We start from the raw sequence: 16,866 nt of genomic DNA, 5'->3' as shown, positions 1-16,866 counted from the left end.
CTTTGTTTATCGGTATGAGAAATTAAGTACTCAATTCTTATTTTTTCTGAACACCCGGCCTATAGGATTTACAGTTATCGGGCGGGCGAATTTTTCTCCAAAGAGAACGTTTACTGAAATCCAGTTTTGAGTCGGCGTTGGCTTCCAGCAAGGCTCAAGCACAGAATCATCTGTAGAAATTATCCAGTCAGCGCAATTTGTAACGGCATAAATCGGACGAATATCAAACTTATTGCTTGTAGCTGCATATCCCGTAATTCTGCACTTGTACCAGTTTCCCTTGTCCACAAATTCAAGATAATCATTTTTATGCAGAATACATATCTTCTTTGCGGCAGGATGAGGCTTAGTCATAATTTTCGGATTTCCGTCTAAATCAACTTGGTCACGGCGAATAAACGTTGCCTTGTACGCAGGCTTCGAATCTTTATTTTTTGGAGGAATCTGCCAGACAACAGCGGCAAAATAATCTTCAGGACAAAGATAACGCATTGTGCCGTCTTTATTTTTAATTTCAATCGGAGTTTGAACACGGTTTATGCAGCGGACTTTTTTGATTTTTGTTTGCTCGCTGAACTTCTGCATTACATCTTCTATTTTTTCAGATTTGTGGGCTTCCGTAAATTCGCGAAGCTCTTTTTGGATTTTCTTATCGATTATCGAATCAAAATCCTTTTCTTTTAGCCCTAGAATATTTTCCTTGCAAACGTAATATTCCTTAAAAACCCAAACAACAGGATAAAGTTCCTTAAGCTCCTTTTGAACTTTTTTAATATCCTTAAGTTCTGCAAGTTTTTTTTCAAACTCTGAACGGACTTTCTCATTCTTTATGAAAGCAATATCTTCTTCCCGAATCTTTGAGATTGCAACCTGCTCTGCCATTTTTATTTTTCCAAGCAGAGTTTCTTTAGAAAGCTTGCCTTGTGCGCCGTGGTCAGGCTTAAAACTTACGACAATATTTTTTGTCTTTTCTATTAGGTCTGTTCTTATAACAGGCATCTGCGGAACTTCAATTCTGTTTTTCTTTCCAATCTGATTAAGACGCGAAATTTGCTGAACCATTGATCGGTCAATCAATGCGATTACGCTTGCATCAAGAGCATGATGGCGATGGTCATACCGGTTCTTTTTGTAAGTTCCAATCTGCTCATCTTTCAGTTCAAAATGAAAAATTTCATTTTCTCCGATTTTTCTTTTCAAGATTGAATCTATTTCCCATTTATCGCGCAAAAGTTTTGTCATTCCGCCGCTAACAGCCCAGACATTGGAATCTTTTTCAACAACGCACTTCAAATATTTCAAAGCCATTTTTGAAAGATAAGCGTTGTCAGTAAGCTGGCGCGAAATAAATCCGCTTTCCTTTTCAAAAGTTTCCATCGCATTTTCTGAAAAAAGCCGCCTTTTCTGAGGATCTTTTAAATGCGAAGCTCTTTCAAGAATTTCATTCCAGTTGTAGCCTTTTGGATTTTTAAAGAAAGCCTCGTAAGGTGTATTTTCGCCTTTGAATGCGTTGCATTTTGTATGGGCAATAGTCTTGTTATGCTCGGAATCCCACAAAGTGAGTCCAAATGGAAGAATATGCTCAATCTGAACGGTGTTGTCATTGAAAATATCTGCGCCCGAAATTAGTTTTCCGCAATAAACGCATCTTCTGTTTAGCGCGTTTTCCGGATCAAGTTCTTCCCAGAGCTTGTATTTTAGACGGTCAGTTCGGTTTGGAAATAGAATAGAAGAATTCGCGTCCTTTATTTTCTTGTTAAGAATCTCGTTCTGCCTTTGGTTTGCCGCAATTTTCTGCTGCATTTTATTTTTAGCTTCTCGACTGGCTTTTAGCTCCCGGCTTACTTCTATTACAACCTGCGTAGGCTTTCCGAATTCTTTTATAAGAGAATTTACAACAACGCGGGTCTGGTTCAACGCGATATGGACAGTCGGATTGCTTATTTTTCCAAAACGTTCCTCGTCATTTTTAGGATTCGGCTTTGCTCCCATCGTTGAGCCAGCAAGAACTTTTCCGTAATAAGGAAGCTCGCTGCATTTTTCCACAGACTGATTCGCATAAGTATAGCCAAGTTCCTGAATCACATTGTGAATCTGACAGCGTTCCGTGCGTTCATTAGAATCTGCGAAGATTTTTGCATTTTCTTCGATTTTGTTCACAACATTTTCAGAGAATTCTCGGCAGAAACTCGTTGTTCCGCTTGGAAGAACAAGCTTTGTGATGAAATTCTTCTGTTCAGGAGACAAATCGTATTTTTCAAGCATTTTTTGAACATCGGAATCTTCCTGTGCAGTTATCAGACATTCAACAATGTTGTCCTGCTCTTCAAGGCTTAACGAATCCCAAATCTCGCCAAAACGATTTTTGCTTCGAAGTTTTACAGCAGTTGAGTTTCCCTGCAAAAAGTCGCGAGTTTCTGATTCAAGATTGAAAGTAATATTTTCATCAAGACCAAGTTTTTTGCGGATTTCCTTAAAAGTCACTTTTTCTTTTGAATCAAGCAGCTTTATGATTTCGTTCTGCCATTCTGGAAGAAGCTTTTTTGATTTTCCTTCCGCAATAAAAGAAAGATTGAAAACGTCTTGCAAAATGCGGATTTTTTGCGCGCACGGCATCGCCTTGAATGTTCTTTCTTTTTCCGGCATATACTGGCATTTTCCGCGCTCTTGAATTTTTAGCGGCCGCTGAAAGAAAATCTTATCATAGATTTCTTCCCATTCAACGTCAGGATAAAACGGCTCTTGTTTTTGCCGTATCAGATTAAATTCTTCTATATAAAGCTGCCGTACAGGATAATAATTCATTCTGTTTGGAGCAAAGCGAGTTCCGCCGTTTTTTTCTCTGTTTTTCCAAAGAAATTCTCCAAGCGTTCTGCAGCCGGAAGTTTTTATTGCATTTGAAAGGTTTGAGCATTTGTCCGCCTGCGTCAGTTTTTCAGATTTCGAATTTTCTTTTGTTTCCTCTTGCGAGCCGTCTTTTCTATTGCTTTTAAATCCGCGCCGAACAGAAAGATTGAACAAAACGCGTCCAAGCTCAAACGGCTCAAGTTTTTCATCAATGGCTTTTATGCGAAGCTCATAAGGATTCATAAGTTTCAACGATTGATCCTCATCTTTTTTTACAGGAAGAAGCCCCTGCTTTTGCAAAAGCCGGAAAGTTTCTCTTCTGCGGAGTTTTCTTCTATAAATTATTCTGCGTTGCCCGCGTGCTGTTCTTCTTTCTACTGCGAGAGGTTCTTTTGACTTTGGATTCCGGCCGTCTGAAAATATTCTTACGCCGAGGTCTTCAAGTTTTTCAGGCTCGTTGTCTTCATCAAGAGAATAAACAGCCCAGCCAATTGAATTTGTTCCTAAATCAAGCCCTAAACGATATTTCATTATAATCTCCAGCCAAAATTATACCACGGCTTATTAAACAGAGGCAATTATTTTAGTTAGACCGAATGCCGAGTTTTGATAAAAAAAGCAATTTTAGTGTAATTCACGTGCAGTGCACCTGGAAAAAGACAAATTATAGCAGTTCTTCGTAAATTGCCCTTTAAATACTGCACTAAATGCCTCATTATTAGTACGCTAATCGACACCCATTTAGTGCAATAATCAACACCTTATTACTGTACTAATTGTACTATAATATTAGGTAAGATTGCCGTGCTTGACACTACGATATTTGCATAGCAAATTTGGTCAGAAATCATTTGACAAATCATATTCTATCATTATAAAATAGTCTTACTGATTAATTTTTCTAGTCAACCTGCTAACAAGGAATCTTTAAGATTCCGCAAAATGCTTATACATTCTTAGGAATGTGTATAGATAAGATGATAAAAGGAAGCTACGGCTTCCTTTTTGTTTTTTCAAAAATCAGATAAATAGTTCAAACTTTCCCCTTCAGTCTTAAAACCCAAAAACTTTTTCTTTAACCTTTGCAAATTTTTTGGTGATAAAACCAAGAATCAAGCCGACTAGGACAGCTGCGATTACAGTTCCAATACCAACACTTCCAAAGTTGTGCAAAGCAAAAAGACAAGTTACAACTGAAACAAGAACCATCAGGCAGTCAAATGTAATTTTCACTTTTGCAAATTCAATTCTTGCGACTCTTGAAATTACGCCCATGCAGCCCTCTCCTGCAAGAGGAACAATATTCGCCGGAACATAAAAGAAAATTCCAATTGCCACAAAAACACAGCTTAGCAAAGACAATACAAGGCGAAAAAGAAAAAAATCAGGAGACGGAAAAAAATCAGCAAGAAAATTGCAAAGAGTTGTAAATTTTCCAAAAACAATTCCAATAGGAATTTGCAGAAGAATAAGAGGCGAAAAACTTTTTCGCAAAATCAAAAACTGAATAAGAACCAAAGCACAATGAAAAATTATCGTTGCGTTTCCCATTTCAATTCCCCAAACCCGCGTCATTGTATACGGAATCGAGCTGACTGGTGAAACTCCAAGATTTGATTTTACAGAAAGTGCTATGCCAATTGTCATAACAAAAAGTCCGGCAAAATACACTGAAAGGCGAAGCAGTAATTTTTTCATTTATCAGCCTTTATGAATTTGCCTTGTAAGTTTCTGCAATGATTCTGATTCCGTCTTCAAGCTCATCATCGGGGCGCGCATAATTTATTCTTATGCACTTTGAATAATGCGGATGATTTTTAAATGCTCCTCCATTTCCGAAGAAAAAATATTCGCCAGGAACAACAACAACGCCCTGCTCTTTAAGTTTTTTGTAAAGTTCCTTCGTTGTAATTTTTAGATTGCGCATTAAAATCCACAGGAAAATTGAACCTTCACCTTTATGAACAGCGTAATCAGTTCCAGCAAAATATTTATGCACAAGGCTCTGGGCAAATTTATTTTTCTTTTCATAATACGGACGCACAAAGTTTGAAGCAGCTTCAATCAGTTTTCCGCTTTCAATCAGATTAGAAGCAATCGCCTGGCCAAGACTTCCCGAAGCAAGCGCAATTATAGAATTCAAATTTGAAAGAGCCGTAACAATTTCTTTTCTTGCAATTATAATGCCGGTGCGCAAACTTGGAAGACCTATTTTTGAAAGGCTCATGCTAAGAATTACATTTTCATTCCAGAAAGGTTTTGCGTCATTGAAAATTATATGCGGCCACGGAAGTCCATAAGCATTGTCAATAATCAGCGGAATAGAATGTTTTTGCGCAAGGGCAGACATCCGCGTAATTTCTTCATCAGTAAGAACGTTGCCAGTCGGATTTGTGGGGCGGCTCACACAAAGTGCTGCAATGTCATTGTCCTTGTTAAGACGCTCTTCAAGTTTTTCAAAATCAACAAAATATTTAAAAGTGTTGTTGCTGTATTCTTCAAAGCGTGAAGGAATGCTTTCAAAAGTTTCGCTTTCAATTCCCTGATCCGCATAGCCCACATATTCCGGCACAAGCGGAAACAGAATTTTCTTTTTAGATTTTTTTCCATCTGGCGAAGTGAATGTTCCTGAAAGAAGATTAAAAAGATAAAAGCACGCGCTCTGGCTTCCGTTGCACACAGCGATATTTTCCGACTTTACATTCCATCCAAAGTTTCTTGAAAAAAAAGATGCAACAGAATTTATAAACGCATTTTTTCCCTGCGGACCATCATATTTTCCAATCAAGTCTTCAAACGCACGTCCGTCTTTCATTATGCGTTCCATTTCAGCGCGATACATTTTTTCAAGTTCTGGAATCTGCGCAGGATTTCCTCCTCCAAGCGCGCAAAGTTTTTTTCCTTCAGGAAGAGGAGCTCCCAAGTCTTCCATCAATTGTAAAATTCCAGACTCTCCCGTAAGTTTTTTTCCAAAATCTGAAAACATATTTCTTCCTCGTTACTTTATTTTTATAAAAGTTGATTTGCTTCTTGCGCTGAAAGCTCTTGCTTTTTCTTTGCAGAAACTGCTCTTTTTTTCTTGCTAAGTTTTAATGAAATAATTCCATCAACGCAATCCACGGAAACAGTTTCGCCTTCCGCATTTTCATTTTGCAAAAAAAGATTTGCAAGCGGATCTTCAATTTCTTTTTGAAGCAGACGGCGCATCGGACGCGCTCCCATTGAAGGCTCATATCCATGTTCCACAAGATATTCTCTGGCTTTAGGTTTAAGCGCAAGTGAAATTGATTTTTCAGCAAGACGCTCTTCAAGCTCTTTAATTTGAATTTCAAGTATAGACGCAATCTGTTTTTTTGAAAGCGCATCAAAAACTATCACATCATCAATTCGGTTAAGAAGTTCAGGCGACATGATTTTTTTGAGTTCTTCCATTGCGCTGGATTTTATTTCGTTGTATGGAACAATTCCTTCTTTTGCTGTGGAAAATCCCATTCTGCTTTCCGCAGTAATCTCGCGCGCGCCGGCATTGCTGGTCATAATGACAACTGTATTTTTGAAGCTCACGGTATGACCAAGGTTATCCTTTAATTCGCCCTCTTCAAGAAGCTGAAGCAAAAGATTGTAAATGTCGTGGTGAGCTTTTTCAATTTCATCGAGGAGCACAACTGAATATGGATGCTGCCGAACTTGCTCCGTAAGCAACCCGCCTTCTTCATAGCCAATGTATCCCGGAGGCGCGCCAACAAGACGAGATGCGTTTTGCTTTTCCATGTAGTCGCTCATGTCCACACGAATCAAAGCTTCTTCCGTTCCAAAAAGAAATTTTGCAAGCGACTTTGCAAGCTGAGTTTTTCCAACGCCGGTAGGACCAAGAAAAATAAATGAGCCCACAGGACGTTTATGTGAAGAAATGCCAGCTTTGTTTCTGCGGACTGCGCTGCAAATTGAAGCAACGGCTTCGTCTTGCCCAACAACTTCTTCATGCAGAATTTTTTCCATGTTCAAAAGCCGACCGGATTTTCCTTCGTCCAGTTTTGAAACATCGATTCCAGAAATTTCGCTTATAATCTTGCAGACATCTTCCGCGCAAACACGGCGTTTTTTTGCGGCATCAGAAGATTTCCATTTGCGGTTCAAGTCATCTATCCGTGAGCGCAACAAATTTATGTGGTCTCTGATATATGCGGCCTTTTCGTATTCCTGTGAAGCAACCAGCTCGCGTTTCTGCTCGTTGTATCTTGCATATTCCGCTTCAAGTTTGTCCAGTTCTTCCGGACGAACATCTTCCTGCAATTTTTTTGCAGCTCCGGCTTCATCAAGAATATCAATCGCTTTGTCTGGTAAAAAACGTTCAGAAATATATCGCTTGCTGTATTTTACAATAAGTGGAATCACATCATCTTCATAAACGACATGGTGAAATTCCTCATAATATTTTTTAAGTCCCAAAAGTATTTTTTGAGTTTCATCTTCGGAAGGCTCTTCAACTTTTACAATCTGAAATCTTCTTACAAGCGCAGAATCTTTTTCAAAATATTTTCTGTATTCCTTTGTTGTGGTAGCTCCAATCATCTGAAGCTCACCGCGGCTTAAAGCAGGCTTTATCATGTTGCTTGCATCCATCGAGCCTTCTGGTCCGCCAGCTCCAATTATAGTGTGAAGCTCGTCAACAAAAAGAATCACATTTTTTGATTCCTTTATTTCTTTCATTACACGCTTAAGCCGCTCTTCAAATTCACCGCGGTATTTCGTTCCGGCAATCATTGCAGCCAAATCAAGCTGAAGCAATTTTTTTCCAAGAAGATCGGCAGGAACTTTTCCATTTGCAATGCGATGTGCAAGAGATTCCGCTATTGCAGTTTTTCCAACACCCGGCTCTCCAACAAGAACTGGATTATTTTTTGTGCGGCGGCTTAAAATTTGAATTGTTCGCAAAACTTCTTTTTCACGTCCGACAACAGGATCTAAGTTTCCGTCCTTTGCATCTTGCGTTAAGTCTCTTGAAAACTGTGCAAGAATTCCAGACTGCTTTTGTTTTCTCTGCGCGCTTCCGTCCGCCATAAAAGGAACTGGAGTTTCCTGCGCAAAGTTTCCGCCTGAAAAATTCTTTTGCTCTTTTACAGCTGATGAAGGAATTTTGCGCTGAATATCTGCAATTGCATTTCTGACCTGCTCAATGGAAATTCCTGCGCGCTTTAAATATGCCCACAAAAGCGAACGTTCCTCCGTAGCCGCTGCAAACAAAAGATGCTCCGTTCCAACATAGTTGCACTGCATTGTCTTTGCATCAAATGCAGCCTGATTCAAAAATCTTTCTGTGCGCTCCGAATTTGGAATCGTCTTCAGTTCTGTATCTGGAAAACGGGAAGGCAAACTTTGTTCAATTGCAAGCTGAAGAGTAAGAACATTTATTCTAAGCTGCTGAAGCACAACATAACCAAGTCCTTCCGCAGATTTTAAAAGCGCAAGTATAATATGTTCCGGCTCAATCTGCCGGCTTCCTAAAAAATAAGCTTCGTCTTGAGCAAGCGCAACCAAAATACGCTGTGCCCTAGGAGAAAAATTTTCATACATATAGGAACCTCACTTTTCAATATTTTCAAAAGCTTCCTGTAAAATCAAAGCTCTAAGCCGCTCAATTTTACGCGGACGGTTGTCCTGAATATCTTTTTCAAATTTAAATTTTCCGTTGTCAAGAACATATTCAAGATGTCCTTCTTGAACTCTGTAAAGCAAAGCGTGTAATTCAGCCTCTTCAACTCCAGAAAAAATTCCCATGTCCTTGCCGAACTTAACGCCACTTATAATGTCGATAGCTTCTCTGAGCGAAACAAAAAAACTGCTCTTTGCCAAAGCCAGCGAACGAAGCGCATAGTTTGAAATTTCCGTTATATGCTGAGCCTTGCAACTTTTTCGTGCAGCTCTTTCTTCCTTTAAAATATTTTGAACAGCGCACTGAATTGAAGCAATCTGATCGAACTCACTTCCGCCCGCTGAACTTTTCGGAACAACAATGTAATAGCTGCCCAAAGAAGTTCCTTTTGTTCCAAAGCCGCTCAAAGCATTTCCGCCGCCAGAACCATAGCAAGCCAGCAAATTAAATCCATCACCTGAAATATTTTTTACAATTGAATTTATTGAGCCAAGCAATGAGCAGGCAGGCAGATGAAGTTTTACAACAACAGAAAGCCCGCTTCCTGAATTTAAAACTGAATAAGTCAAATATCCAAACTCATAGCTTGCAGCAAACTGAATTCTTTTTTGAAGCTCGTTGTCTATTTCATAAACTGAATTCGATGCGGCTTCAATTCCAAGACCTGGAATAAATGAAGAGATTTTCAAATGATCATCAGTATTTACAGTGCAAGAAATTTTTCCATCATTGCGAAGAACAAGTCCAGATTTTTTTCCTTTTGAATCGAAAAGAATTCCGCGCTCATGCATTATCTTGTTCCCGATGCCATCAAGTTTGCAAACAGAAACCGCCTGAAAATCTTCCGCATTCTTTAAAAAATTAAACGCATCAAAAACAATAGACTGAATGCGCTCGCTTTCAGAATCATTCAATTTATCTGGAAAAGGAAAATTTGCAAGATTTCTTGAAAGAGTCGCTCTGGTCGCAACAACAATATCTTGCTCAGGACCTGCGCAGGCATACCACGCTCCAGAAACATCTTCTTTTGATTTTTTTATCATCAGCCGATTTCTCCACTAGAAATTTCCGCCGAACCTGAAACTGCATTTTTTTCAAGAGCCTTTAAATAATCTCTGTACATTGCGGCTTTTTCATAATCTTCTTTTTGAATCGCAATGTTCAATTTATTTTGAAGAATAACTCTGTCATTTAAAACAGAACGCACCGAAGAAAGACGAGCCGGCATTGAGCCTTTAAATATTTCTTTTATTCCATTAGTTTCAAGAAAATGCCTTACATCGTTTTTAAAAATAGCGTAGCATTCCGGGCAGCCAGTTTTTCCGCTTCGAGTTATTTCTTTCAATGAAGTTCCGCAGACAGGACAAAGTTTGTTTTCGCGCTCTGAAATTTTCTTTGAAACATTGGCAAGTTCTCTAAAAAGATTTCCGATTGAAGACTCTATGCTTTTTGGATCTGGAGAAATTCCGCGTTCCATTGCGCATTCGAGGCATATATTTATTTTCCGGCGCGAACCATCAGTTGTGGTTTGTTCCATAAAAATTACAGCTTCACGTTCGTGGCAAAAATCGCAAATCATACTTTTCCTCGTTTTTCAAATAGTGAGTGTACCATAAATTACATTTTACGCAAAGTATCAATAGGTTTCTCTTTTCCGGCTTTAACTGAAGGAATCAAAGAAACCAAAGCGGAAAGAAGAAGCGTGCATAAAACAACCGCGACAATTTCTTTTACAGGAATTTCTATTGGAATGTCTTGAAGATAATATGCCGGATCAAGCAAATGAAATTTTGCAATTTCATGCGAATCTCCAAAAGAAAATGCAAGCGAAAATTTTTCAAAAAAGTTTACACAAGATTCAATTGCGCTGATAATTCCATTTATGTTTACGGAAATTAAAAGTCCAATCGGAACACCAATCAAAATTCCTGCAAGGCCAATTGAAGCTCCTGTTAAAACAAATGAAAGAGCAATTCCATTTGGAGACGCGCCAACGCATTTTAAAAGCGCAATTTCTTTTTTGCGTTCCATTACAATTATCAAAACAGAAGAGCTTACGCTTATGCTTGCGACAATCACAATCATAACCATAATCACAACAAGCAAAGCTTTTGTCGAAGCAAAGTTTTCAAGTTCAGACGCATTGACTTCTTTCCAGGTTTGAACTCTGGAATCTACCAAGCCTTCATCTTGAAATGCAAAATATTGAATCCGCTCCGCAATAGAAGAAAGTTCTTCGGAAAAAGAATTTTCAGTTTTTATGCCAACAACAAATTCGCAGGATGATTTTGCAAGGGAATTAAAAGCCGCTTCAATTGGAATAAAAACCCACACCGCATCAAGCTCCTGATAGCCGCTTGAAATTATTCCTCCGACTTTAAACTGCGCAACTTTTGGAACAAATCTTTTTCCTGCTGTGTTCATGCTTATAATTTTTATATTATCTCCAACATGAACTCCAAGCTGTTCTGAAATTTTTTCTCCGATAACAGCAGTCCGCAAATCAGGAAAAGAAATATTTCCTTCAATAACTTTAAAAAGTGAAGAAAAATTTTTATCAGTCAAAAAAGTGCCTTGAGGAACGCCTCTTACAAATGCACCAGATCTATAATTTTGTCCGGCCGCAAGAGCCATTCCTCGCACTTCCGGGAAAACTTTTTCCACGCCTTGAATATCCGCAATTTTTTCCGATGCCAAAATAAAATTTTTGCATGAACTCAAATACATAGAGTTTTTATAAACTGAAACTGAAATATCACGTGAAAAAAGATTTATCATCCGGCTTGTCATTCCTTGAACCATTCCGTTTGTAACAACGAGAAGAACAACCATCGGAACAAGACTTATTCCAATACACGCAATAGCGCCAGTAAGACTTCGCTTTCCAATTCCAGAATCAGAACTTTGAGACTTTGAAAAAAATATTTTTTTTGCATACATCAAGCATGAAGTAAAAGTCATATTTCAAGCTCCTGAAGCTGCCCGTTTTCTATGGAATATTTTATCTGTCCTTTTGAAGCAAGATTCATATCATGTGTAACAAGAATCAAAGTTTTTCCGTATTTTTCAGAAAGTGAAAAAAGAAGATTGCCAACAGACTCGGCATTTGCAGGATCAAGATTTCCTGTAGGCTCATCAGCCAAAATCAATTCAGGATTATTCACAAGGCTTCTTGCAACGGAAACTCTTTGCCGCTCTCCACCAGAAAGTTCAGAAGGCAAATGCGACATTCTTTCTTTCAATCCAACGGCACACAAAAGTTCTTCTGCTTTTTCCATTGCATCTTTTTTAGAAACGCCTGCCATAAATGCCGGAAGAAAAACATTTTCCAATGCAGTAAAATCTTTTAAAAGATAATGAAACTGAAATATCATTCCAAGAAATTCACGCCTGAATTTTACAAGCTGCTTTTCTGACATTGAACTTACATTCATTCCGCCAACACAAACAGTTCCTCCAGTAGCCTTGTCCAACCCGCCGATTATATTCAGCAAAGTTGATTTTCCGCTGCCGCTTTTTCCAACAATTACACAAGTTTGTCCCTGCTTCAACTCCATGTTCAATTTTTTTAAAATCGCAAGTTCCTCACTTGAAGTCTTGTAAGTTTTTTCCAAATCTTTTATTGACAAAACAATATTCTGATTATTCATCGCGCAAAACCTCCGTTACAGTCATTCGCAAAACATTTCGGCTAGCAAGCCAGGTTGCCGCAACCGCTGAAAAAACTCCGAACAAAAAAATAAAAATAACTTCATGCAAAAAAATTCTCGTAGGAATTCTTGCGTAAATTGCAAACATTGGATTTTCCGTCACAAAGTTTTCATATCCTGAATTGAAAATCATTGTAAAAAAATATTCGATTCCAAACTGAATTTTAGAAAGCAAATTAAAAACTGTTTTCATATTCAGAGAAATAAAAACGCCAAGAAAAAGTCCAGTTACACCGCCCAAAATTCCCGTGAAAATTCCCTGAACAACAAAAATGCTCTGCACATTTTTTTCAGAAGCACCAAGCGCAGAGAGAACTGCAATTTCATTTTTCCGCTCCAAAACAAGTTTCTTCATTGAATTAAAAATATTTATTGCGGCAACAACAAAAATCAAAAGCACAATAACAAACAGAGTGTTCTTTTCCATGCGAAGAACTCCAAAGTAACTTCGGTTGTATTCGCGCCAGCCTACTGCCTTGGACTGCGGAAAAGCATTCTTGAATTCTTTTATAAATGAAGAATCTTTTGAAGCTGAATTTAATTTTATTCCATATTTTTCTTCAGCGGAATTTCCGAGAATTTTTTTTCCAGAATCAAAATTTATAAATGCAAATGAAGAATTTATTTCCGCATAGCCACAATGAAAAATTCCTTTTACAACAAATTGACGGTTTGTAGAAAGCAAGCTTGTATCGCTTGAACCGCTAAGCGCCGCAATGTTCACTCTGCTTCCAATTCTAAGATTCAAGTTATATGCCAAAGTGCTGCCAACAACAATCGAGTTTGCTTCAGACAAATTAAATTTTCCTGCAACAATTTTTAGCTTGTCTTTAAATCCAAAATCAGTTTCCATAATATTTTCTGGAACTGCCCGGACAATCGAGGCGCATTGTCTTTCTGAATTTCCAACCATAAGACCTTGTGCTTCATAAAAAGGAACTGCACAAAGAACTTTTTTATTTTTACTGCACCAATTTTCAAACGAATCGTCTTGAATTTTAGATACCTGAATATGGTATGATGAAATTTCCATTATAGAATCTATAAATCCCATCTGAAATCCATTCATAACACTCATTATGACAATCAGAGCCATTACTCCAAGCGCAATTCCCAATGCAGCCAAATACGAAGCGGCTGCAGTGCGCCCTTTTCTATTTATTCTGCTTATTCGTCTGGCAACAAAGCATATCCATTTAAAATCTGATTTCAATTTTACCCTCATTAAATTTTTTCAATTTATTTTTTCACCATTTATAAATTTTTTTTCCATACATTTTCCATCTGGGAAATATACAGTTTCAACAAAATCATCATCGCTTGCATATTTTATAGAAAATCTTAAAGTTCCATTTTCATAAAATTCAAAATCTGCATTTTCACTTTTGCCTGTATAACTATAAACATTTTTTTTTCTATAAATTTCTTTGCCTTCTTTTTTTTCATCATAGGAAATTTCTTCATCAGATAAAAGCCGATTCTGCATGTCATAAGAAAAGAAAGATTTTTTTTCTAGCACTTTTATTTCAGGCAAAGGATTTTCTTCTGTTGATTCTGGATTTTGAACATAACAATATTCCACAACATAAAGCGGAAGAAAATCTTTATTGTACCGAATCTCATAGCTTTTCTTATTTTTAAAATCTTCTTTATTTGAAAAAATATATTTGCCTGAATATTTCCAGTTTTCCTTTAAAATAATTTTTGAATCTGCAACAGTATTTTTATTTTCCCAAACAATTTTTTCAACAGGCTTATAATCTGAATTATATTTTATTCTTGAAAACTGATCTTCATTTACTGATGTGCAGGAAAAATTTTCAAGTTCCTTTGAAACACTTAAAAGTTCTTTGTCAAATTTAAAAAGAACAAGTTTTCCAAGAGAATTTTTTAAATAAAATCCAGAATGATTTTTTTCTGAATCTTCATAAAGCTCAAAATCAATTTCATCTGAATTTAAAAATTCTTTTAGTTCAGTTTTTAATTCTTCTGTTTTTTCAAAAGAAATATTCCCTTTCATTGCGCGAGAAATCAGAAGTTGATTTTCATTTATAACGGGAAACAAAAAATACAAAAAAAACAAAGCCTCAAAAAAAGACATCACTCTGTTCCAACAAATTCATCCACATATTTTTTTGGATCAAAGGATCCTATATTTTCATATTTTTCTCCAGTGCAGACAAACAAAACTGGAATATTCAAATCTTTTCCAATTGAAACAAGCGCGCCGCCTTTTGCAGTTGAATCATATTTTGTAAGAACAACAGCGTCAATTCCAACAGCTTCATTAAAAACTTCAGCTTGCCTTACAGCATTCTGACCAGTTGTCGCATCAATTACAAGAATTTTTTTATAGCAACCGTCATCAGCTTTGGAAGCACAAATCCTATCAATTTTTTTTAGTTCATTCACAAGATTTTCTTTGTTATGAAGACGGCCAGCTGTGTCCGCAATTACAAGCCCGCCATTGTTCGCCTTGCAAGCATCCGCAGCATCAAAAACAACTGCGCTTGGATCACTTCCCATTTGATGTTTTACAACACGAAGCTTAAGTTTTTCCCCGTGCATGGAAAGCTGGTCAACTGCCGCTGCACGAAAAGTGTCCGCCGCCGCCATAATCACATTGACATTTTTTTCAGAATACAGTTTTGCCATTTTTGCAACTGTCGTAGTTTTTCCAACGCCATTCACGCCAAGAACCATAAAAATATTTACTTTTCCATTTGAAGGCTCTATTGAAACTGGCTTTAAAAATTTCAGCAGAATATTTTTTAACTCGGCAGTAATTTCTTCTGGAGAAAATTTCTTTTCTTTTTTGCAAAAGGACTCAAGATTGTCAACAATTTCGACCGCGTTTTTTGCGCCCAAATCTCCTTCAATCAAGGCGTCAGTTAAGTCTTCAAAAAAATCTTCAGAGAAATTTTTCTTGCCGCCAAAAAGATTTTTTAATTTTTCTGAAAATGAAATCTTCGCCATATTTTTAACTCCTAAAAAATTTACTCTTCTTGAATTTCAGTCCAAGCTGAATTTGAAATTTCAGATGAATGAATTTCTTTTGCATTTGAAGGAAGCAATGAATTTGCAGCGATAAGATAACGCGCAAGTTCAAAGCCAAAAAATCCAAGGCACGCAAAAGTTATTCCGCTAGAAATAGTTCCATAGCGTCTCCATTTTAAAACTTCATCATAGTCTTTTAAAGAACCACGATTATAAGCATTTGTAACTGAATTATTTTTTCCAACCGCATACAAAGTAAACGGAACAGAAAGAACCAAAGCTGTATAAGCTCTGTAGGCGGCAATTCTCCGCTTGTCAATATATTCAGAATGATTTACAGTTTTTCCTTTTACAGAAAGTCGAGCCTGATTTTGTTGCAGGATTTCAGGCACATAAAAAAAGAACAAAGCATTTTCATCTTGCGCAGATTTAAATTGCCCAATGACAGGAGTTCCATCAAAAGAAATTTCCGCAGAAAAATTTTCATCTGAAATTTCAGAAAGCAAATTGCTTCCAGAATATAGAAATCCATTTTCCAGATTTCTTTTCAATTCAATAGAGCCGGAAACTTCTGACTTAAGTTTCATATTTCCCTGAAGCTTAAAAATTTTAGAGCCTTCAAAATCATAGTTTATCGAACACGGAATATAGCCTGGCGACTCAATTGTTATAGAATGATTTCCAGAAGGAACAGAAATTTTTTCCGGCGCATTTTTGTAAACATTTCCATCAACAGAAACAATTGCATTTTTAAAAACTTCAGGCGGCTGAATTTCGAACTTAATTTCAACAGGAAAACTATTTACAATAATCGGAACAAAATAATTTGCGGCATTTTCTGCAACTGAAATATAGTCCTTTAACGAACCAATTTCTGTAACCTGCCCAAGAATCTTTTTCCCTGGAAAATTATAAAGCGCGCAGGAAATTGAAAAATACTCGCCATAAACAATAATGTTCCCAGTTATAAGGCCGTTTATTTTTGCAGCGACGACTTCATTTTCAAACTTGCGGCTTTCAATTCCAGAATCAAGAGCTTCCTGTGAAGGAGAAAAAAGTTCGTAAGAATTTTCTTTGTAGAAAGAAACATTTTCATTTTGAGGCTCTGGAAGAACTGGAGAATTTTTTTTCACAAAAAGATTTTTAAATGGATTGAACGGAAGCGGACTAAAACTTGTTTCTGTTTTTTCCTCTTGAGAAGAATTTTCATTTTTAAATTCTTCATAAAGCAGATGAGTTTTTTTTAAGTTCTCGTCAATCTGATTTTTTATTTCGTCAATTTTTTTTTCTTGGGCTGAAATTTTTTTTTGAATTCTTTTCTTGCTTCCAGACAAAAGAAAAATTGCATCACGCGTTTTTATTTCTTTTGAAAGCTGAAGAAACAAAGACTGGCGTTCAACAAGCAAATTGTTCAAAGACCTGTCCAGCATTTCCTGAGGCGTTGTATTGCGCGAAAGTCCTTCAGAAATTTTTTCCATTATAAGCTGCGGCATTATGGAAGACAAATCCTGCTCTGCGGAATTCAAAGTTTTCCCGCTGTCAAAATCAAATTTTTTGGCAGCAAGAATCCAAGGCTCGCAAAAAATATTCTCCGTCAGAAATAGTAAAAGAGAAAAAATAAAAAAAAATCTTTTATATTTCTGAAAGAGAAAATTCATC

The 16,866-nt window shown here is 37.1% G+C and carries 12 protein-coding genes; all 12 read right to left on the bottom strand.

Annotation, left to right across the window (positions count from 1 at the left end; all coding sequences use genetic code 11):
• Positions 1-30 precede the first annotated feature (30 nt).
• Positions 31-3,378 carry a type II CRISPR RNA-guided endonuclease Cas9 gene (gene cas9, locus Q0N70_RS02565; protein WP_294013436.1) on the bottom strand — a complete coding sequence of 1,116 codons (3,348 nt, stop codon included), beginning with the start codon at positions 3,376-3,378 and terminating at the stop codon, positions 31-33.
• Between the two features lie 522 nt (positions 3,379-3,900).
• The gene (locus Q0N70_RS02560) at positions 3,901-4,545 is read right to left on the bottom strand and encodes a DUF6198 family protein (protein WP_294013433.1); all 645 of its coding nucleotides are present in this window, start codon (positions 4,543-4,545) and stop codon (positions 3,901-3,903) included.
• Between the two features lie 10 nt (positions 4,546-4,555).
• A complete protein-coding gene (locus Q0N70_RS02555; RefSeq protein WP_294013430.1) occupies positions 4,556-5,833 on the bottom strand; it encodes a valine--pyruvate transaminase in 1,278 nt (425 codons plus the stop codon).
• A 23-nt stretch (positions 5,834-5,856) separates the two neighbouring features.
• Entirely contained in the window at positions 5,857-8,421 is a 2,565-nt protein-coding gene (locus Q0N70_RS02550; RefSeq protein WP_294013427.1) for an ATP-dependent Clp protease ATP-binding subunit, read from the bottom strand.
• A 9-nt stretch (positions 8,422-8,430) separates the two neighbouring features.
• Positions 8,431-9,543, bottom strand: a complete 1,113-nt coding sequence (locus Q0N70_RS02545; protein WP_294013424.1) for a hypothetical protein — start codon at positions 9,541-9,543, stop codon at positions 8,431-8,433.
• Positions 9,543-10,079, bottom strand: coding sequence for a UvrB/UvrC motif-containing protein (locus tag Q0N70_RS02540; protein WP_294013421.1), 537 nt, complete (start codon positions 10,077-10,079; stop codon positions 9,543-9,545). Before Q0N70_RS02540 ends, Q0N70_RS02545 begins: the two co-directional genes overlap by 1 nt.
• Positions 10,080-10,117: 38 nt before the next feature.
• Positions 10,118-11,461, bottom strand: a complete 1,344-nt coding sequence (locus Q0N70_RS02535; RefSeq protein WP_294013418.1) for an FtsX-like permease family protein — start codon at positions 11,459-11,461, stop codon at positions 10,118-10,120.
• Positions 11,458-12,150 carry an ABC transporter ATP-binding protein gene (locus Q0N70_RS02530; protein WP_294013415.1) on the bottom strand — a complete coding sequence of 231 codons (693 nt, stop codon included), beginning with the start codon at positions 12,148-12,150 and terminating at the stop codon, positions 11,458-11,460. The genes Q0N70_RS02535 and Q0N70_RS02530 overlap by 4 nt, the downstream gene beginning before the upstream one ends.
• Positions 12,143-13,423 carry an ABC transporter permease gene (locus Q0N70_RS02525; RefSeq protein ID WP_294013413.1) on the bottom strand — a complete coding sequence of 427 codons (1,281 nt, stop codon included), beginning with the start codon at positions 13,421-13,423 and terminating at the stop codon, positions 12,143-12,145. The genes Q0N70_RS02530 and Q0N70_RS02525 overlap by 8 nt, the downstream gene beginning before the upstream one ends.
• Before the next feature lie 21 nt (positions 13,424-13,444).
• A complete protein-coding gene (locus Q0N70_RS02520) occupies positions 13,445-14,230 on the bottom strand; it encodes a hypothetical protein (RefSeq protein ID WP_294013408.1) in 786 nt (261 codons plus the stop codon).
• Positions 14,231-14,310: 80 nt separating this feature from the next.
• Entirely contained in the window at positions 14,311-15,186 is an 876-nt protein-coding gene (gene ftsY / locus Q0N70_RS02515; RefSeq protein WP_294013403.1) for a signal recognition particle-docking protein FtsY, read from the bottom strand.
• 20 nt (positions 15,187-15,206) lie between these two features.
• Positions 15,207-16,865 (bottom strand): PEGA domain-containing protein, encoded by a 1,659-nt coding sequence (locus tag Q0N70_RS02510; protein WP_294013400.1) that lies wholly within the window; start codon positions 16,863-16,865, stop codon positions 15,207-15,209.
• Between the last annotated feature and the right edge of the window lies 1 nt (position 16,866).

Origin of the sequence: uncultured Treponema sp., assembly GCF_945873775.1 — a bacterium.
Classification (GTDB): Bacteria; Spirochaetota; Spirochaetia; order Treponematales; family Treponemataceae; genus Treponema_D.
This window is presented reverse-complemented; position numbering and strand designations above follow the sequence as displayed.